This window comes from Stutzerimonas stutzeri (assembly GCF_024448935.1).
Lineage (GTDB): Bacteria > Pseudomonadota > Gammaproteobacteria > Pseudomonadales > Pseudomonadaceae > Stutzerimonas > Stutzerimonas stutzeri_AO.
The window spans coordinates 1-17943 of the sequence record NZ_JAMOIE010000053.1; the positions used below are offsets into that span (position 1 = coordinate 1).

A 17943-nucleotide genomic window follows, 5' to 3' on the forward strand; every position below is an offset into this window, starting at 1 on the left:
CCTGTCGCTCAGGCTGGTGATGTCTTCCAGCAGGCTGAGCATTTCCTGAGAGCTGGCGCCGTCACCGAGGGATGCAACGATCTCGAACGGCTGGGTGACCTTTTCCAGATAGGTTTTCAGTTGCGCTTTCAAATTGCTGTCGAGCATTGGAGACCCCCTATTGATCTTGTCCCTGCACAGGGACGGAAGCTGAATTCATGGCATTGAGCTTACGGGGAGGAGGTAGATTGTGAAAATTGAATAAACATTGCGCTACCATGTAGCCAAACTATCAAGAGACGCTGCTCACGTGGAACACAATTTATCAGGAGACGGATGGAGGAAGCCAAAGAGAGCCGTCCTCAAAGGGACAAAACCTACCTTCTACGGGCAAGCCCGCGAAATCAAGGCGGCGCTCATCGTCGGCATGAACCTTGTCGATCAGGTCCACGACGGCCCGGCCCATGAGATCGAGGCGGTCTATGGCGCCGGCGAATCTGCAAACCCACTGCGGGCCGGGCCAGCGCCATTTCCTCTGCCGCTCGCCTATCAGAGGCGGCATTCACATATCGCCCGGAACACCTGCAGTTGACGCAAGGTATCCGCATCATGCTTTTCGCATCGATTCCGCCACTCTTGTTGAGATCCCCTGCTTCCGCTCCGGGATTGCAAGGCCGCCAAGGCCCGCTCAGCACAGTCCGGGCTGCCTATAAGTAATTACTTATTCAATATCAAACTATTATTCATTTTCAGTAATCGCGCCGGTAGGCGTAGGGTTTATACAGGCTTGCATAACCTGCAGGCGTGACACGGCCCCTCCAGGCGGCCTTCTGCTCATCGACCGAGGGAATGACAGCGTGATCAAGAAGCTGCTGATCGCCAACCGCGGTGAAATCGCCGTCCGCATCGTGCGGGCCTGTGCCGAAATGGGCGTACGTTCGGTGGCAGTGTTCTCCGAAGCCGACCGCCACGCGTTGCACGTCAAGCGTGCCGACGAAGCTTATTTCATCGGCGACGACCCGCTGGCGGGCTATCTGAACCCCCGCAAGCTGGTGAACCTGGCTGTGGAAACCGGCTGCGATGCGCTGCATCCTGGCTACGGTTTCCTTTCCGAAAACGCCGAACTGGCGGAAATCTGTGCCGAGCGTGGCATCCGCTTCGTCGGTCCCAGCGCCGAGGTCATCCGCCGCATGGGCGACAAGACCGAAGCACGGCGCAGCATGATCAAGGCCGGCGTGCCGGTGACGCCGGGCACCGAAGGCAATGTGGCGGATGTCGAAGAAGCGCTGGCCGCAGCTGAGGGCATTGGCTATCCGGTGATGCTCAAAGCCACCTCGGGCGGCGGCGGTCGCGGTATCCGCCGCTGTAACTCGCGTGACGAGCTGGCCCAGGCCTACCCGCGCGTCATCTCCGAGGCCACCAAGGCGTTCGGATCGGCTGATGTATTCCTTGAGAAATGCATCGTCGAGCCCAAGCACATCGAGGCGCAGATCCTCGCCGACTCCTTTGGCAATACCGTGCACCTGTTCGAGCGCGATTGCTCGATCCAGCGCCGCAACCAGAAGCTCATCGAGATCGCCCCGAGCCCGCAACTGACCCCGGAGCAGCGCGCCTATATCGGTGATCTGGCCGTGCGCGCGGCCAAGGCGGTGGGCTACGAGAACGCCGGCACCGTGGAGTTCCTGCTCGCAGAGGGCGAGATGTACTTCATGGAGATGAACACCCGGGTGCAGGTCGAGCACACCATCACCGAGGAAATCACCGGAATCGACATCGTTCGCGAGCAGATCCGCATCGCCTCCGGCCTGCCGCTCTCGGTCAAGCAGGAGGACGTCCAGTATCGCGGCTTCGCCCTGCAGTTCCGCATCAATGCCGAGGAGCCGCGCAACAACTTCCTGCCCTGCTTCGGCAAGATCACCCGCTACTACGCGCCCGGCGGCCCCGGTGTCCGGACCGATACGGCGATCTATACCGGCTACACCATTCCGCCGTACTACGACTCCATGTGCCTGAAACTGATCGTCTGGGCACTGACCTGGGAAGAGGCGCTGGCCCGCGGTTCGCGCGCGTTGGACGATATGCGTGTGCAGGGCGTGAAGACCACCGCCACCTATTACCAGCAGATTCTCGCCAATCCGGATTTTCGCAGCGGGCAGTTCAACACCAGCTTCGTCGACAACCATCCGGAACTGCTGAACTACTCGATCAAACGCAAGCCGGGCGAACTGGCCCTGGCCATCGCTGCCGCCATCGCCGCCCACGCGGGACTCTAAAAAACAAAGCCGCTGAAGGCTGGAAAGCTGAACGCTGAACGAATGGCCCCGCTTCTCGTCCAGCCTCTAGCGTCAGGCCTCCAGCGAAGGGAGAAAAGAACATGAGTCAGAAGAAAATTACGGTTACCGACACCATCCTGCGTGACGCCCACCAGTCGTTGCTGGCCACTCGCATGCGCACCGAGGACATGCTGCCGATCTGCGACAAGCTCGACCGAGTCGGCTACTGGTCCCTCGAAGTGTGGGGCGGCGCGACCTTCGACGCCTGCGTGCGTTTTCTCAAGGAAGACCCGTGGGAGCGTTTGCGCCAGTTAAAAGCGGCGCTGCCCAACACCCGCCTGCAAATGTTGCTGCGCGGGCAGAACCTGCTGGGCTACCGGCACTACGCCGACGACGTGGTCGAGGCGTTCTGCGCCAAGGCGGCCGAAAATGGCATCGAGGTGTTCCGCATCTTCGATGCGATGAACGACGTGCGGAACCTGGAAACCGCCATCCGTGCGGTGAAGAAGACCGGCAAGCACGCGCAAGGCACCATCGCCTACACCACCAGTCCGGTGCACACCGTCGAACTGTTCGTCGAGCAGGGGCGGGCGATGCGCGACATGGGCGTCGACTCCATCGCCATCAAGGACATGGCCGGCCTGCTGACACCGTTCGCCACCGGTGACCTGGTCCGTGCGCTGAAGGCCGAGATCGACCTGCCGGTGTTCATCCATTCACACGACACCGCTGGCGTCGCCAGCATGTGCCAGTTGAAAGCCATCGAAAATGGTGCCGACCACATCGACACGGCCATCTCCTCCATGGCTTGGGGCACCAGTCATCCGGGCACTGAATCGATGGTCGCTGCGCTGCGCGGCACGCCGTACGACACCGGCCTCGACCTGGAACTGATCCAGGAGATCGGCTTGTATTTCTATGCAGTGCGCAAGAAGTACCACCAGTTCGAAAGCGCCTTCACCGGCGTCGATACCCGCGTGCAGGTCAACCAGGTCCCGGGCGGGATGATTTCCAACCTGGCCAACCAGCTCAAGGAACAGGGTGCGCTCAACCGCATGGACGAGGTGCTCGCCGAGATCCCGCGCGTGCGCAAGGATCTGGGCTACCCGCCGTTGGTGACGCCGACCTCGCAGATCGTCGGCACCCAGGCATTCTTCAACGTGCTCGCCGGCGAGCGCTACAAGACCATCACCAATGAAGTGAAGCTCTACCTCCAGGGTCGCTACGGCAAGGCGCCGGGCACCATCGATGCCAGGCTGCAGCGCCAGGCCATCGGTAGTGAAGAGATCATCGAGGTGCGCCCGGCCGACCTGATCAAACCCGAGCTGGACAAGCTGCGCCGAGAAATCGGCGCGCTGGCCCACAGCGAAGAGGATGTGCTGACCTACGCCATGTTCCCCGATATCGGCCGCAAGTTTCTCGAAGAGCGCGAGGCCGGCACCCTGCAACCGGAAGTGCTGCTGCCGATCCCCGACGGCAGCGCGGTGAGTGCCGCAGGCGGCGAGGGTGTGCCGACCGAATTCGTCATCGATGTGCACGGCGAGACCTACCGCGTGGACATCACCGGTGTCGGCGTCAAGGGTGAAGGCAAGCGGCATTTCTTCCTGTCCATCGATGGCATGCCGGAGGAAGTGGTGTTCGAGCCATTGAACAACTTCGTCGGCGAGGGCGGCGGCAAGCGCAAGCAGGCCAGCGCGCCGGGCGACGTCAGCACCAGCATGCCGGGCAACGTGGTCGATGTGTTGGTCAAGGCCGGCGACGTGGTCAAGGCTGGGCAGGCGGTGCTGATCAGCGAAGCGATGAAGATGGAAACCGAAATCCAGGCGCCCATTGCCGGCACGGTGAAGGCCGTGCACGTGGCTAAAGGTGACCGGGTGACCCCTGGCGATCTGCTTATCGAGATCGAAGCCTAAGCAGTTGTCCCCTGGGAGCCGAAAGGCTCCCTTTTTTTGGTGCGCCCGGCAGGGCGCATCCACTGACAGGCCGTTGAAAAACCTAGGCGAGGCAGGCAAGACAAGGCAAAAAGGGGCCAAGGAAGCGGACCGGGCTCGCGATCGAGTTTACTGTTGTAAATAAGCAATTCGAGGACCTTTTTAGCGCAGGATTGCCAACGCAGGTAGTTTTTCAACAGCCTGCCTGCCAAGGGGTGAAAGTCCCTTGGACACCCTGCAAGGGGGAAGCGCTTAGCTGCTAAGTTAGGGTTTACTTCAACTGGGCGTGTTCTTATTGCGTATGCGGCCTGGCGGTCAAATCAACTCCCAGCGCCCGCATCACCACCAGCATGGTTTTCAGTGTAGGGTTCCCGCGTTCGCTGAACGACTTGTAAAGCTACTCTCTGGCCAGCCCCGTTTCCTTGGCTAGCTCGGTCATTCGAGTATCGGTTTGACCGCCGCTTCGATCTGGGCTGCATGACAAAGCGGTTCGGCTACGCCGCTCCGAGGACGCCACCCAGGCCATACCGGCTCCTCAAGCTGGCTGAGGTTTAGGTAATCAGGAAACCTTTTCCGGATCGGCGCTCCAATCCAGATCAGGGGCGATCGCCCCATCGACACGACGGGAGCAGCCCATGCGCAGTTCATTGCGCGGCCTACTGCGGCGGCAACGCCTCGGCGTTGCCGCCGCCCTCTTGGCATACAGCACCTCGGGAGCAGCGGCACCCATGTACCAGGCACTGATCGGTAGCTACACCAGCGAAGGAACCAGCGAAGGGATTTATCGCATGCAGTTCGACGCCGAAAGCGGCCAGATCGAACCGCAACCGCTACAGGTCGTGCGGACCCACAATCCGTCCTGGTTGACGCTGGATCTCAACCGTAACCGGCTCTACGCGGTGAACGAGAACGGGCCGGGCCATCCTGATCCGGTGGGTCGGGTCAGCGCCTTCATCCTGGCGCCGACCAGCGGCAAGCTGGCGGTGCTGGAGCAGCAGATCACACTTGGCGACGAACCCACGCACCTGAGCCAGAGCCGCGACGGGCGTTATCTGTTCGTCTCCAACTACGGGTCGCGCGCAAACCCGGGCGGCAGCCTCGCGGTGGTCCCGTTGGCCAAGGATGGGACCCTTTTGCCGGTCACCCAGATTGCGACTCACAAGGCCAGCGAAATGCATCCGGAGCGCCAGCAATCGCCTCACGTGCACTCCGCGGTGATGTCGCCCGACGGCAAGACGCTGTTCGTCAGCGACCTGGGCGCCGACAAGATCTTCGCCTATCGCTACGACCCGACCAATGCCGAGCGCCCGTTATCGCCAGCCGATCCGGCCTTCATCAGCCTGCCGGACGGCAGCGGCCCGCGCCATCTGGTGTTCAGCCCGGATGGCAGCCAGGCCTACGCGACGCTGGAGCTGAGCGCTCAGGTGGCACGCTTCGATCATGTCGATGGCAGCCTGGTGCAGCGCCAACTGATCGATCTGGCCGCGGGCGGCGACGTCCGCCTGCATTCGCCCGGCGCCATCCATCCTTCGCCGGATGGTCGCTTTCTCTACGTCAGTGACCGCGCCGAGAAGAACTGCATCATGGTTTACGCCATCGAGGAGAACGACAATCTGCGCGAGATCCAGCAGCGCGACAGTGAGGGTCGCGAGCCGCGGGAGTTCGCCATCGACCCGAGCGGCCAGTTCATGATCATTGCCAATCAGAAGAGTGATGCACTGGTGATCGTGCAGCGCGACCCCGACAGCGGCAAGCTGGGCGATACCGTGCAGACGTTGCCGATGGGGCGACCTTCGGATGTGAAATTCATCGATCGAACCGGGCCGTAAGCAAGTCAGGCCCGGCGCAGGATCGATCAGGAGAGCAGACTGACCAGCGCGAAGCGGCTGGTCGCCTGGGCCACCACGGCCTGGGTGGCCGCCGCGTAGCCGGTGCCGTTGGCGGCCCGCTGCAGCAGGTCGCGCACGTTGAGCATGGTGTCGACGCCGCCTTGAGATTGGCTTCCTGCTTGGACAGGTTGCCCGACACCTTGGCAAATGTTGGTGCGGTACGGGGTCGGCGTCGCTTCCTCGCGCTGGATGCGCAGCACGCGCACGGCGCAAATCGGGTCATCCGAGGGCATCAGCGGTTTCTTGCACGCGGATGCCGGCGTAATGGCAAGGTCCTTGAGCAGATTGCCGCGGCAATTGCGCAGGGTCGCGGCAATCGCACCGGGTCGATTCCATCTCGCGAATCTGCGCGTTCAACTCGGCGATGTTGCCGGACAATCCGTTGATCTCGCTGACCATCGCCACGCGCTGACCCTGCAGGGCATTGAGCTGGGTGCCGAGGTTGCGGTTCAGCCCGCTGAAGCGCTGCGCCAGCTGTTTGGGCTCGCTGATGAACATTGCGCTGGTCGAGCGGCTGGCGGTTTCGCTGGGTTAGAACGAGGTTCCGATCGGGTCGGGGTGAACATTCTCGGCACGCTGGGTTAACCGGTCGCGGCCCTTGGCCCGCCGTCAGGCGGCCAAGGGCGCCCAGTTTCGTGCTGCCTGTCAGCGCCCTCCGAACGACCAAGGATCGCCAGCAAGCTGGCTCCTACGGGTGCGGAACGGCGCTCCCGCTCACTGTCCGTGCGGGCTGCCTTTGTAGAAGCGAGCTTGGTCGCGATCAAGGGCCCGTCGGGGCTACTCGCACGCAGCGCCTGCACCTATCGCGCCTACCGGACAAACGCGCGCCGTCTGGATTGCTTACAGGTTCTCGGCCAGGAACACCAAGCTGCGCCCATGGGCCAGTGCCGCAGCGTTCTGGTTGTACATGGGCCGTGCCCAGCAGTTGAAGCCATGGTCGACGCCCGGGTAGGTCTCGATCTGCGCCTGGCCGACCTGGGCCATCTTTTTCTGCACGGCGGCTACCGCGTCAGAGTCGATGTGCTCGTCTTCTTCGGCGAAGTGGAACAGCGTCGGACAGGTGATCCGCTCGGCCTGATCCAGGCGTTTCTCGATGCTGCCGGGGTAGTAGCAAACTGCAGCATCGACGCCCGCATTGGCCGCGCTCAGAAACGACAGCACGCCACCCATGCAATAGCCCACCGACGCCACGCGGCCGTTGCAGTCATCGCGTCCACGCAGCAACTCGACACTGCGTCGTAGATCGTCGATCGCCAGGTCGAAATCCAGCGCCTGCATCAGCGAGAAGGCCTGCTCCCAGTCCTTCTCGCCATAACCGAGCTGAACACCCGGTTCGCTGCGCCAGAACAGATCCGGGGCCACTACGACGTAGCCATCGGACGCATACTGATCGGCGACCGACTGGATGTGCTCGTTCACACCGAAGATTTCCTGAATCAGCACGATGCCGGGGCCATGGCCGGCCGGCGGGAGCGCCAGGTAGCCCTTGAAGGTCTTGCCGTCTTGCGCGGTAATGTCGATCCACTGTGAAGTCATGTCTGTCTCCGTTGAGTTGCGAGGTTGCCGGACAGTTTCAGGCGCACCGAAGAGCACCGGTCAAACAGGTGCGACAGGTGCAGACGGGGCGAGTTCGCGCCGGCTCACTCATCATAAGCGGGTCGGGCCCGAAGAAGCAGCCCGCCTCCGGCGCCGGACCGATCCAGCCGCACGCTTGGCCATGCTCGGATTGGTATCGGCGATCACCGGCTTTTTCGGATCAGCAGGCACAGCTGAAACAGGATCGGCTCGCACTGGCAAGTGCGCAGCATGTCGAGGTGGGACGAAGATGTGTATCGATACTGTCTGGGCAGTTCCGCAGTTACGGCTGCACAGCCAAGCCCGCCCGTCATGACCCAGACGCGACGAGGAACATTCCGCCGCGCACCTTGAGTCAGAGGTTCTGACTCGACAGCCGGCTCCATTAACAGGCCTGGCTTGCTTCGACACCTTACCAACACGGAGACGACCGATGCCTCAGGCGCCCGCGTCAGACGCTCATGCCCTAAGCGGCGAGCCGAACAACCCGCGTCTTTACCGCAAGATCGCCTGGCGGCTGATTCCGTTTCTGTGCTTTTGCTACCTGGCCGCCTACCTGGACCGCATCAACGTCGGCTTCGCCAAGTTGCAGATGGCCGAGCAGCTGCAGCTCAGCGAAGCGGCCTTCGGCCTGGGCGCGGGCCTGTTCTTCGTCGGTTACATCCTCTTCGAGGTGCCCAGCAACCTGATCCTCAAACGGGTCGGCGCGAGAGTCTGGATCGCGCGGATCATGATCACCTGGGGCGTGTTGTCGGCCTGCACCATGCTGGTCACCACACCGGCGCAGTTCTATGTGGTGCGCCTGCTGCTGGGGGTCGCCGAGGCGGGCTTCCTGCCGGGCGTGCTCTATTACCTGACCCTGTGGTTTCCGACCTATCGCCGCGGGCGGATCATCGCGTTGTTCATGATCGGCCTGCCGCTGTCGAGCGTCATCGGCGCGCCCTTGTCCGGCTGGATTCTCGGTGCATTCGACCAGGTACAGGGCCTGCGTGGCTGGCAATGGCTGTTCCTGCTCGAAGGCATTCCCAGCGTGCTGCTCGGGCTGCTGGCGCTGCGCGTACTGCCCGACGGCCCGAAGCGCGCCGACTGGCTGGATATCATCGAACAGGGCCAGGTGCTGCGCGACCTGACCCTCGATGAGGCGCAGAGCCCGGCCACTGGCGAGACCTTTCGCCAGGGCTTTTTCAACCTCAAGGTGTGGATGCTCGGCGGCATCGATTTCGCGATCTTGCTCAGCGCCTATGCCCTGGGCTTCTGGATGCCGACCTTCATCCGCAACGCCGGCGTCAGTGATGTGTCGGAGATCGGCCTGCTGACCGCCGTGCCCAGCATCGCCGCGGTGCTTGGGATGCTCTTGCTGGGCGCCAGCTCCGACCGCTTCCGCGAGCGCCGCTGGCACATCATCCTGCCGTTCTGGATCGGTGCCGCCGCCATGGCCACCAGTACTGCGTTCACCGACAACGTGATCGTGACGGTGCTGCTGTTCTCCATCGCCCAGGCGGCAATCATCGGCGCGGTTCCGGTATTTTTCAGCCTGCCGGCGACCTTTCTCACCGGCACCGCGGCAGCAACCGGCTTCGCCCTGGCCTGCTCCTTGGCGAACGTCGCCGGGCTGGTCAGCAATACGCTGATCGGCGTCACGCTCGACCTCACCGGAGAAAGCGGTGCGGCGCTGTGGTTCTTCGCAGCATGTCTGGTGCTCGGCTCGCTGCTGGTGATCGCCTTGCCGGCCAAGCTGGTGAATCGCTAATCGCGCCGCTTGGGCATCAATCCGCCGATCAACCGGGTGTAGTCCTCACTCGGGCGATCCAGGGGGAAGCCCATTTTGAAACTGTCGCGGCGGGCATCCTTGCGCACCCACTGGCAGAGCACCACGATCTGTGCTTCACGGCTTCGATCAGCCACGGTCGGCACGTGCAGGCACATCTCATAGCAGCCATTCACGCCCAATGGCTGCTTGGCGACCAGGCGCAACCCGCCTTTCGACAGGTCAGCCACCTGACCCATAGGGTCGCCGCCGAGACGATTGGTGACCTGGATACGGCCGAGATGGCGGAAGGTGAGTCGGCTGTGTTGGCGCATGGCGAGGCGCTGGCAGTCCTTTGTTCCGCTACGCAACGGCCGGGATCGTCCTCCCAGCCATAACGGTGGCGGCGTGCTTAAAGGCTACAAGCGACCGAAATACAACAAAAATCAAGGGATCAGCCGAGGCTCTTGCGAAACACCCTGGCGCGAGTGAATTTCTGCCTGCTGGCAACGGCGCAAAAAGAGTGGAGCGGATGTCGCCATTCCATCATCATTTCCAGCACCAGTTGTTGCCCCGGGTCGAAGCGGATGTTTCTGCATCGCTGACGCCGCCGATGTCGCGCCTGCTGCGCATCTGGACGGACAGGTCGAACCATCATGTCTAGTACGCGGAGAAGATTGAGATCGAAGTTGTAGCTATTCATCTGATGAATTGGAAACATCACGAGACTGGATTTCAAAGATAGTCGCGTCTCGTCTATGGTTGGTCTCCGGTTTTTCCGCCCTGCGACGAGGACAGCTGCAATGAGCCAAACCCGCTTCGATATCCAGACCGCCGCCGTGATTGGCGCGGGCACCATGGGCCGCGGTATCGTCATGAGCCTGGCCAACGCCGGCGTGCAGGTGCTGTGGCTGGACAACAATCCCGAGATGCTCGAGCAGGCCCTGGGCGTGGTGGCTGATACCTATGCGCACAACGTGCGCCAGGGGCGCATCGACGAAGCTCAAGCGCAGGCGCGCCGGGCGTATATCCGCAAAGCAGCGGATTACCAGGCGCTGGCCGATGTCGATCTGGTGATCGAGGCGGTTTACGAAAACCTCGAGTTGAAGCAGAAGATCTTCCGCGAACTGGACGGCATCGTGAAGCCGAGCGGCATCCTGGCCAGCAATACTTCGGCGTTGGACATCGATGCCATCGCCGCCGTCACCAAGCGCCCGGAGCAGGTCGTGGGCCTGCACTTTTTCAGCCCGGCGCACATCATGAAGCTGCTGGAAATCGTTCGTGGGGCGAAGACTTCCAAGGCGGTGCTCGAGGCGTCCATCGGGCTCGGCAAGCGGATGGGCAAGGTCAGCGTGATCGCCGGTAACTGTCCGGGCTTCATCGGCAACCGCATGCTCGCCACCTACGTGCGCGAGGCGCGGATGATGCTGCTCGAAGGCGCCTATCCGCATCAGGTGGACGCCGCGCTGCAAGGCTTCGGTTTCGCCATGGGCCCGTTCCGTATGTATGACGTGGTCGGCATCGATCTGGAATGGCGCGCCCGTGAGCTGGCGGGCAAAGGGCAGGACGAGGCGGAAGTGCAGGTCGACAATCGCCTCTGCGAGCTGGGCCGTTTCGGCCAGAAGTCGCGCATGGGCTACTACCGCTACGCCGAGGGCAGCCGCCAGGCCGAGCACGATCCGGAAGTGGATGCACTGGTGCAGCGCGAGTCCGAGCGGCTCGGCTTCCAGCGTCGCGAGATCGGCAGCGAAGAAATCCTCGAGCGCTGCCTGCTGGCGCTGGTCAACGAAGGCGCGAAGATCCTCGAGGAAGGCATGGCCGAGTCGAGTAGCGACATCGATACCGTTTATCTCTACGGCTACGGCTTTCCCGCCGAAGTCGGTGGGCCGATGACCTGGGCCGATCGTCAGGGCCTGACTGCCATTCGCGATCGCCTCAACGCGCTGGCGGAGCGTCATGGCGAGCACTGGCAGCCTGCCGAGCTGATCGACAGCCTGGCCACCCTCGGCGGCCGCTTCGTCGACTACAAGAAGAAGGCTTGAGCAAGATACAAGGCGCCCTGCGTGACATGCGCTTCGTCTTGCACGAGCTGTTCGATGCCACTGGCCATGGAGGTGGCCAATCTCGGCGTGCAGGTCTACGGCAGCCACGGCTACATCCGCGAGCGGGGCATGGAGCAGCTGATGCGTGACAGCGCATCACCCTGCGCCACGGGGGCACCCACTGCATCCAGGCGCTGGATTACATCCGCCGCAAGCTGCTCGGCGATGGCGCTGCAGCACTGTCGGCGCTGCAGGCGGAATTCAGTGAAATCTGTGATCGTCAGGTTGATCGCCCCATACTGCATGAAATGGCGGCGAAGGTGCAGGCGCGTATCGCTGAGTGGCGCGAGCTGACCGCCGAAGTGATCGCCGCCACCGGGCGCGATCCGCAGAAATCGGCGCGGTGTCGGTGGATTTCCTGCACTACTCGGCCTATATCTTGTTGGCCGGGGTGTGCTGCAGGGCGCGGCGCGCGCCCAGGATGCCTTGGAGCAAGGCGCGGGGGAGCAGGCGTTCTCCGCCAAACTGGCCAGCGCGGACTTCTACTTGCGCCGCGTACTGCCACGAGCCAGTGCGCACCGCGAGGCGATCCAGGGCGGTGCAGGATGTCTGATGGCGTTGCCGGAGGCGGATTTCGCCTTTTGCTCGGCAGCGGGAAAACCAGCGATGGGTCACATCCATCCTACGGGCGGCACTGGTGCACCCCCCGGTGCCGCCCGAGGCAATTTCGTAGATGGGTGAAACCATCAGCCCCGGTAGAGCAGAACCGGGATGCGTTAGGCAATGAAGGCCTCCGCAAGGAGGGCCCGATATTCGACACAGGAGGCACCGATGCATTCGTTCAGCTTTGCCACAACCGCTCAATTGATTTGCGAGCCCGGCTCGTCGCGCCGGCTGGCCAGCCTCTGCAAGGAGCGCGGGGCGCGCTCGGTGCTGGTGGTGACCGACCCCGGCATCACCCGTTTCGGCCTGCTCAATGAGGTGCTGCCGGACTTCGAAACGCAAGGGCTGCAGGTCGCCGTCTACGATCAAGTGGTCGCCGATCCGCCGGAAAATACCGTGATGGCTGCGGTGGGCCAGGCCAAGGCAACCCAGGCGGATCTCGTCATCGGCTTCGGTGGCGGCAGCTCGATGGACGTCGCCAAACTGGTCGCATTGCTGGCGCATCCGACCTGCGCGCAATCGCTGCAGGATATCTACGGCGTCGGCAACGCCAAGGGCCAGCGCCTGCCGCTGATCCAGGTGCCGACCACTGCGGGCACCGGTTCGGAAGTCACTCCGATCGCCATCGTCACCACGGGTGAGACGACCAAGATGGGGGTGGTTTCGCCCCTGCTGCTGCCTGATCTGGCGCTGCTCGACGCCGACCTCACCCTCGGTCTGCCGCCGGCGGTCACCGCGGCCACCGGCATCGACGCCATGGTGCATGCCATCGAGGCCTATACCAGCGCATTGAAAAAGAATCCGATGTCCGACCTGCTGGCCCGCGAGGCGCTGCGGTTGCTGGCCGCCAATCTAGACGAGGCGGTACACAATGGCAGCAACCGCGAGGCGCACCAGGCCATGCTGCTTGGCGCCTGTCTGGCCGGGCAGGCATTCGCCAACGCGCCGGTGGCGGCTGTGCATGCGCTGGCCTACCCGCTGGGTGGCAACTTCCACATCCCGCACGGGCTGTCCAATGCGCTGGTGCTGCCACAGGTGCTGCGCTTCAACGTCAGCGCCGCCACCACGCACTACGGTGAGCTGGCGCCGATCATCCTTGGGGATCGGCTGCGCACCGATGATCCTTCGACCTACGCCGAGCAGTTGATCGAAGAGGTCGGGCAGATGAGCGCCCGCGTCGGTCTGCCGACCCGCCTGCGCGACGCCGGTGTGCCGGAAGCGATGCTGCCGCAGTTGGCCAAGGAGGCGATGCTGCAGCAGCGGCTGTTGGTCAACAACCCGCGCGAAGTCACCGAAGCTGACGCCCTGGCGATCTACCGGGCAGCTTTCTGACCCCTGAGCTGCGTCGCGTTTCAGCTGGCGCAGCGCTCTGCCAACTCAAGGATTTCTCGATGGCCGGACAACCGCAGCATCTGCGCGCCGACTACCGCCACTTCCAGCCCATCACCACGCGCTGGCATGACAACGATATTTACGGGCACGTGAACAACGTCGTCTATTACAGCTATTTCGATAGCGCGGTGAACGCCTACCTGATCGAACGTGGCGGCTTGGATATCCATGAAGGCGAAGTGGTCGGTTTCGCCGTCAGCTCATCGTGCGACTACTTCGCCTCGATCGCCTTTCCGGATCTGCTGGAAGTAGGGTTGCGTGTCGGCAAACTCGGCAACAGTTCGGTGCAGTACGAGCTGGCAATCTTCAAGACAGGCGAGGCGCAGGCCTGTGCGGCGGGGCGCTTCGTGCATGTGTTCGTGGACCGCGCCGGTAACCGACCGACCCCGATTCCGAGTGGTTTGCGTCAGGCACTGGAAGCGCTGGTGGTCGTGGCTGAATGATGCCGGACCCTCAGGCATTCCGGATGGTTCCGTAGGGCCGAGCTGTGGCGGTCAGGAGATCTGAGCCGCTCGGCGATACGGGGCGGCTGCCTAGTCGTGCTGTTTGTGTTTCCAATGACCCTTGGCCTTGCCCGGGTGGCCGTGATAACGGCGGTCGTCCCGGTAGCGGCGGTCGTCTCGATAGTCGTCATCGTCGCCGTAGGCATTGCCGATCGCTCCACCTGCGCCACCACCCACGGCTGCGCCAATCAGGCCACCGGTACTGCCACCGACACGCTGACCGATGACGTTGCCGCCTGCTGCGCCCAGGCCACCGCCGACGGCCGCTTCGGTGCGGCTGCGCTTGTCGGCGCCGACCATGCCGCCCGCGGCACCACCGACACCCGCACCGATCGTGGCGCCCGTCGTACCGCCGAGGTGCTCACCGACGACCGAGCCGAGCGCACCACCCAGTGCACCGCCGACGGCGGCCTCGGTGTTGCTCCCGGCAAAAGCGGCGCCGCTTAGCAGGCCCGCGGACAACAACAGAATCGAGGAATACGTCATGGTGAAACCTCTCAATGAATGGCGCCGCGATCCTCACGTCCGAAGGCGGCCTTTCGCAAGCCTTCACCGATAAAGGTGTGATGCGTTTCGCTTTTCGTAAGTCTTTGATTCGGTCGTGGAACTAGCAGCAGGCGAAACGGTCTGGGTGCACTTGTCCAGGCGCCTTCAGGCGCCTTTTTTGTGTCGGCCGAACGGCCGATCAGGCGATAGCCGGGCTCGGTTTCGCCGCGTGCAGCCGAATCGCGACCGACTTGGATGTCGGGGTATGGCTGCCGATCCCGACACTGGTCAAGGGCACCAGCGGATTGGTTTCCGGGTAGTAGGCGGCGGCCTGTCCGGGCGGGACGTCGAAGGCCAGCAGGGTGAAATCCTCGACCCGGCGCGCGAAGCCATCATTCCATAGCGACTCGATGTCGACCTTCTGTCCCGGCTCCAGGCCCAGCCGGCGAATATCCTCGATATTGGCGAAGACGACCCGGCGCTGCCCCCTCACGCCGCGATAGCGGTCGTCCAGACCATAGATGGTGGTGTTGTACTGATCATGCGAGCGCAGGGTCTGCAGTACCAGGTCCGGTTGTTCATCACTGTCGCGCAGCGCTTCGCCGAACAGGCCGGTCGGCAATGGGTTGGTGATGAAATTGGCGCGGCCACTGGTGGTCTTCCAGCGTCGGCCGGCGGCGGGATTGTCCAGGTGAAAGCCACCGGGCTGCTGAATGCGCGTTTCGAAGTCGGAGAAGCCGGGGATGGTTTCGGCGATCAATTGACGGATGCGCGCGTAGTCGGTGACCAGCGCTTGCCAGTCCAAGGGCCTGTCCCCAAGCGTGGCTTGCGCGATGCCCGCGACGATCGCAGGCTCCGAGCGCATCAACGACGAGATGGGCTCCAGCTGCCCGTAGGAGGCGTGAATCATGCTGAACGAGTCTTCCACCGTGACGGCCTGAGGGCCGCTGGCCTGGTGATCGATGTCGGTACGGCCGAGGCACGGCAAGATCAACGCCTCACGGCCGACGGTCAGGTGGCTGCGATTGAGCTTGGTGCTGATCTGTACGGTCAGCGCACAGCTCTGCAACGCCTGATGGGTGCGCAAGCTGTCCGGCGTGGCCTGGGCGAAGTTGCCGCCGAGACCGATGAACACTTTCGAGCGGCCTTCGAGCATCGCTTCGATGGCCTCCACCACGTTGTGCCCGGCCTGGCGCGGCACCTTGAAACCGAAGCGCTTTTGCAGTGCATCGAGCAGCGCGGCCGGCGGCCTCTCGTTGATGCCCATGGTGCGGTCGCCCTGCACATTGCTGTGACCGCGGACCGGACAGAGCCCGGCGCCCGGCCGGCCCAGGTTGCCGCGCAACAGTTGCAGGTTGGTGATTTCCTGAATCGTCGCAACCGAATGGCGGTGCTGGGTGATGCCCATCGCCCAGCAGATGATCACCCGATCGGCACCGCGAAAGATCCGCGCCGCCTGCTCCAGTTCGGCCAAGCCCAGGCCCGATTGTTCCTCGATGGTTTCCCAACGGGTGGCGTCCAGGATCGCAAGGTAGCTGTCGATACCGCTGGTGTGCTGCTCGATGAAGGCATGGTCGAACACGGCCGGTCCGCCATTGGCCTGGGCTTCGCGTTCCCAGAACAGCAGCAGTTTGGCGATACCGCGCATGGCCGCCATGTCGCCACCCAGCGCCGGTCGGAAGAACGCGGTATTGAGCGGTGCCGAGCCGTTGGCGAGCATTTCCAGGGCGTGCTGCGGATGCTGGAAGCGCTCCAGCCCCCGTTCTTTCAGCGGATTGAAACACACCACCTGCGCGCCTCGCGCCACCGCCTCTCGCAGCGGCTCAAGCATGCGCGGGTGGTTGGTGCCGGGGTTTTGGCCGAGTACGAAGATGGCATCAGCCTTGGCGAAGTCTTCGAAGGTAACGCTGCCCTTGCCGACGCCGATGCTTTCGCCGAGGGCGACGCCGCTGGCCTCGTGGCACATATTGGAGCAATCGGGGAAGTTGTTGCTGCCGTAGGCGCGGACGAACAATTGGTAGAGGAACGCGGCTTCGTTGCTGGTGCGGCCTGAGGTGTAGAACTCGGCCTGATCGGGCTTTTCCAGCGTGTTCAGGTGACGGGCGATCAAGGCGAAGGCGTCATCCCAGCCGATGGGCTGGTAGCGGTCGCTAGCCCTGTCGTAGCGCATGGGTTCGGTCAGGCGGCCCTGGTATTCGAGCCAGTAGTCGCTCTGTTCGCGCAATTGGGTGACGCTGTGGCGCGCGAAGAAGGCCGCATCGACACGGCGTTTGGTGGCTTCCCAGTTCACCGCCTTGGCGCCGTTTTCGCAGAACTTCACGGCACCGTCTTCAGGCGAATCGCCCCAGGCGCAGCCAGGGCAGTCGAACCCGCCGTTCTGGTTGGTCTTCAGCAGGGCGCGGATATTTTTCAAGGGCTGCTTGCTGTCCAGCCAAGCGCTGGCAACGCTGCGCAGGGCGCCCCAGCCAGCGGCGGCGCCGGTGTAGGGGCGATAGCGGGGTCTTTCTGGCTGCAGGCTCATCCTTGGGCTTCCTGGCCCGCCGGGCTGAACACCCGCGGCGGGCTGCGATGGGGAATGTGAATCAGGTTGAGGTTATGCCGCTGGGCCCAGTGCGCGGCCAGGCCGGTCGGTGAAGAAAAGCTGACCAGCGTGGAAATGCCGGCGCGCTGGACCTTGTGGATCAGCTCCAGGCTGCAGCGACTGGTGACCACGGCGACACCACTCCCGAGCTCTTCGCCTGCGCGGCTCAAGGCGCCGATGAGCTTGTCCAGCGCGTTGTGTCGACCGATGTCCTCGCGGCCAAGAACGATTTTCCCTTGCGCGTTGATGAACAAGGCCGCGTGTACAGCGCCGCAGCGTTGCGCGAGGGGCTGGAACTCGGCGACACGCTGGCGCAGATCATCCAGCCAGTGCGCCGGTGGCAAGGGGGCGACAGGCAACGCAGGCAGCTTTGGCAGCGCCTGTTCCAGTGCCTCGACTCCGCATAGTCCGCAGCTGGCGTTGCCCGGCAACTGACGGCGCTGCTCCTTGAGCGTCCAGAAGGCGCGACTGGCGATCTCCACCTCGGCGTGCCGCCCATGGCCGGCACCGCTCACGCGAATGTCATAGATGTCGGCTGTGCTTTGAACGATTCCGGCTCCAAGGCTGAAGCCGACAACGAAGTCTTCGAGGTCCGCCGGGGTGACCATCATTACCGCCTGGCTGAGCCCGTTATAAGCAATCGCCAGCGCGCATTCCTCGGCCAGCTCCACCGGTTCCGGCTGCGCCTCGTCGATCGCCTGGAAGTGGTAGCGACCACTGGCATCGGTAGACGCTTCGATGAGCGGTTGATGAAGAGGGCGGCTTGATGCGGTCATGGGCAGGCTCGGCAGATCATGCGGAAGGGTTCTGAGCGACTGTGCGCGGCTGCGGCTGCGGCTGGACCTTCAATGCTCTTTTGCGGCACGCGCCGACCGTCACTGC

At 63.3% G+C, this 17943-nt stretch carries 16 protein-coding genes and 3 pseudogenes; 10 read left to right on the plus strand and 9 right to left on the minus strand.

Annotated elements, in window-relative coordinates:
• Nucleotides 1-289: 289 nt before the first annotated feature.
• The 3 genes from NA637_RS25415 to oadA all read left to right on the plus strand — a co-directional run bounded on the left by NA637_RS25415 (nt 290) and on the right by oadA (nt 4165).
• Nucleotides 290-571 carry a hypothetical protein gene (locus tag NA637_RS25415; RefSeq protein WP_272889143.1) on the plus strand — a complete coding sequence of 94 codons (282 nt, stop codon included), beginning with the start codon at nt 290-292 and terminating at the stop codon, nt 569-571.
• A 265-nt stretch (nt 572-836) separates the two neighbouring features.
• Complete coding sequence (locus NA637_RS15365; RefSeq protein WP_256073235.1) at nt 837-2252, plus strand: acetyl-CoA carboxylase biotin carboxylase subunit; 1416 nt, start codon at nt 837-839, stop codon at nt 2250-2252.
• 101 nt (nt 2253-2353) lie between these two features.
• Nucleotides 2354-4165, plus strand: coding sequence for a sodium-extruding oxaloacetate decarboxylase subunit alpha (oadA, locus tag NA637_RS15370; RefSeq protein WP_256073236.1), 1812 nt, complete (start codon nt 2354-2356; stop codon nt 4163-4165).
• A gap of 310 nt (nt 4166-4475) precedes the next feature.
• On the opposite strand, the pseudogene NA637_RS15375 reads toward oadA, so the two are convergent.
• Nucleotides 4476-4622 (minus strand): annotated as a pseudogene (locus NA637_RS15375) (addiction module antidote protein); the annotation flags it as partial.
• Between NA637_RS15375 and NA637_RS15380 the strand changes: the two are divergent.
• Together NA637_RS15380 and NA637_RS15385 are read left to right on the plus strand one after the other, a co-directional pair.
• A pseudogene (locus tag NA637_RS15380) lies at nt 4619-4738 on the plus strand (IS1595 family transposase); the annotation flags it as partial. The pseudogenes NA637_RS15375 and NA637_RS15380 sit on opposite strands and share 4 nt — an antisense overlap.
• An 80-nt stretch (nt 4739-4818) precedes the next feature.
• The gene (locus NA637_RS15385) at nt 4819-6012 is read left to right on the plus strand and encodes a lactonase family protein (RefSeq protein WP_256073237.1); all 1194 of its coding nucleotides are present in this window, start codon (nt 4819-4821) and stop codon (nt 6010-6012) included.
• Nucleotides 6013-6038: 26 nt separating this feature from the next.
• On the opposite strand, the gene NA637_RS15390 is transcribed toward NA637_RS15385, so the two are convergent.
• The 3 genes from NA637_RS15390 to NA637_RS15400 form a co-directional block, all read right to left on the minus strand.
• Nucleotides 6039-6305 carry a hypothetical protein gene (locus NA637_RS15390; protein ID WP_423836737.1) on the minus strand — a complete coding sequence of 89 codons (267 nt, stop codon included), beginning with the start codon at nt 6303-6305 and terminating at the stop codon, nt 6039-6041.
• Nucleotides 6292-6570 (minus strand): FlgK family flagellar hook-associated protein, encoded by a 279-nt coding sequence (locus NA637_RS15395; RefSeq protein WP_256073238.1) that lies wholly within the window; start codon nt 6568-6570, stop codon nt 6292-6294. The genes NA637_RS15390 and NA637_RS15395 overlap by 14 nt, the downstream gene beginning before the upstream one ends.
• A gap of 342 nt (nt 6571-6912) precedes the next feature.
• Nucleotides 6913-7608, minus strand: coding sequence for a dienelactone hydrolase family protein (locus NA637_RS15400; protein WP_256073239.1), 696 nt, complete (start codon nt 7606-7608; stop codon nt 6913-6915).
• 472 nt (nt 7609-8080) lie between these two features.
• On the opposite strand from NA637_RS15400, the gene NA637_RS15405 reads away from it, so the two are divergent.
• Nucleotides 8081-9397 (plus strand): MFS transporter, encoded by a 1317-nt coding sequence (locus NA637_RS15405; protein WP_256073240.1) that lies wholly within the window; start codon nt 8081-8083, stop codon nt 9395-9397.
• On the opposite strand, the gene NA637_RS15410 is transcribed toward NA637_RS15405, so the two are convergent.
• Entirely contained in the window at nt 9394-9729 is a 336-nt protein-coding gene (locus NA637_RS15410; RefSeq protein ID WP_256073241.1) for a PilZ domain-containing protein, read from the minus strand. The two genes, NA637_RS15405 and NA637_RS15410, sit on opposite strands and share 4 nt — an antisense overlap.
• 119 nt (nt 9730-9848) lie before the next feature.
• A complete protein-coding gene (locus tag NA637_RS15415) occupies nt 9849-10133 on the minus strand; it encodes a hypothetical protein (RefSeq protein WP_256073242.1) in 285 nt (94 codons plus the stop codon).
• A gap of 64 nt (nt 10134-10197) precedes the next feature.
• On the opposite strand from NA637_RS15415, the gene NA637_RS15420 reads away from it, so the two are divergent.
• The 4 genes and pseudogenes from NA637_RS15420 (at nt 10198) to NA637_RS15435 (ending at nt 13934) form a co-directional block, all read left to right on the plus strand.
• Nucleotides 10198-11436, plus strand: a complete 1239-nt coding sequence (locus NA637_RS15420; RefSeq protein WP_256073243.1) for a 3-hydroxyacyl-CoA dehydrogenase — start codon at nt 10198-10200, stop codon at nt 11434-11436.
• 60 nt (nt 11437-11496) lie between these two features.
• Nucleotides 11497-12078, plus strand: a pseudogene (locus tag NA637_RS15425) (acyl-CoA dehydrogenase C-terminal domain-containing protein); the annotation flags it as partial.
• Nucleotides 12079-12267: 189 nt separating this feature from the next.
• Nucleotides 12268-13431 (plus strand): iron-containing alcohol dehydrogenase, encoded by a 1164-nt coding sequence (locus NA637_RS15430; RefSeq protein ID WP_256073244.1) that lies wholly within the window; start codon nt 12268-12270, stop codon nt 13429-13431.
• A 59-nt stretch (nt 13432-13490) separates the two neighbouring features.
• Complete coding sequence (locus NA637_RS15435) at nt 13491-13934, plus strand: acyl-CoA thioesterase (protein WP_256073245.1); 444 nt, start codon at nt 13491-13493, stop codon at nt 13932-13934.
• Nucleotides 13935-14024: 90 nt separating this feature from the next.
• Here NA637_RS15435 and NA637_RS15440 read toward each other — a convergent pair whose 3' ends face one another.
• From NA637_RS15440 to fdhD, 3 genes are all read right to left on the minus strand, one after another.
• Nucleotides 14025-14480 (minus strand): hypothetical protein, encoded by a 456-nt coding sequence (locus NA637_RS15440; protein ID WP_256073246.1) that lies wholly within the window; start codon nt 14478-14480, stop codon nt 14025-14027.
• Between the two features lie 199 nt (nt 14481-14679).
• On the minus strand, nt 14680-17001 hold the full coding sequence (locus NA637_RS15445) for an FdhF/YdeP family oxidoreductase (protein WP_256073247.1): 2322 nt from the start codon (nt 16999-17001) through the stop codon (nt 14680-14682).
• Nucleotides 16998-17837, minus strand: coding sequence for a formate dehydrogenase accessory sulfurtransferase FdhD (gene fdhD, locus NA637_RS15450; protein ID WP_256073248.1), 840 nt, complete (start codon nt 17835-17837; stop codon nt 16998-17000). Before fdhD ends, NA637_RS15445 begins: the two co-directional genes overlap by 4 nt.
• Nucleotides 17838-17943 lie beyond the last annotated feature (106 nt).

Bases quoted from the DNA above. Each gene is read 5' to 3' on its own strand.
- oadA (WP_256073236.1), top strand. From the start codon at position 2,354: ATGAGTCAGAAGAAAATTACGGTTACCGACACCATCCTGCGTGACGCC.
- NA637_RS15385 (WP_256073237.1), top strand. From the start codon at position 4,819: ATGCGCAGTTCATTGCGCGGCCTACTGCGGCGGCAACGCCTCGGCGTT.
- NA637_RS15390 (WP_423836737.1), bottom strand. From the start codon at position 6,305: ATGCCCTCGGATGACCCGATTTGCGCCGTGCGCGTGCTGCGCATCCAG.
- NA637_RS15395 (WP_256073238.1), bottom strand. From the start codon at position 6,570: ATGTTCATCAGCGAGCCCAAACAGCTGGCGCAGCGCTTCAGCGGGCTG.
- NA637_RS15400 (WP_256073239.1), bottom strand. From the start codon at position 7,608: ATGACTTCACAGTGGATCGACATTACCGCGCAAGACGGCAAGACCTTC.
- NA637_RS15405 (WP_256073240.1), top strand. From the start codon at position 8,081: ATGCCTCAGGCGCCCGCGTCAGACGCTCATGCCCTAAGCGGCGAGCCG.
- NA637_RS15410 (WP_256073241.1), bottom strand. From the start codon at position 9,729: ATGCGCCAACACAGCCGACTCACCTTCCGCCATCTCGGCCGTATCCAG.
- NA637_RS15420 (WP_256073243.1), top strand. From the start codon at position 10,198: ATGAGCCAAACCCGCTTCGATATCCAGACCGCCGCCGTGATTGGCGCG.
- NA637_RS15430 (WP_256073244.1), top strand. From the start codon at position 12,268: ATGCATTCGTTCAGCTTTGCCACAACCGCTCAATTGATTTGCGAGCCC.
- NA637_RS15435 (WP_256073245.1), top strand. From the start codon at position 13,491: ATGGCCGGACAACCGCAGCATCTGCGCGCCGACTACCGCCACTTCCAG.
- NA637_RS15440 (WP_256073246.1), bottom strand. From the start codon at position 14,480: ATGACGTATTCCTCGATTCTGTTGTTGTCCGCGGGCCTGCTAAGCGGC.
- NA637_RS15445 (WP_256073247.1), bottom strand. From the start codon at position 17,001: ATGAGCCTGCAGCCAGAAAGACCCCGCTATCGCCCCTACACCGGCGCC.
- fdhD (WP_256073248.1), bottom strand. From the start codon at position 17,837: ATGACCGCATCAAGCCGCCCTCTTCATCAACCGCTCATCGAAGCGTCT.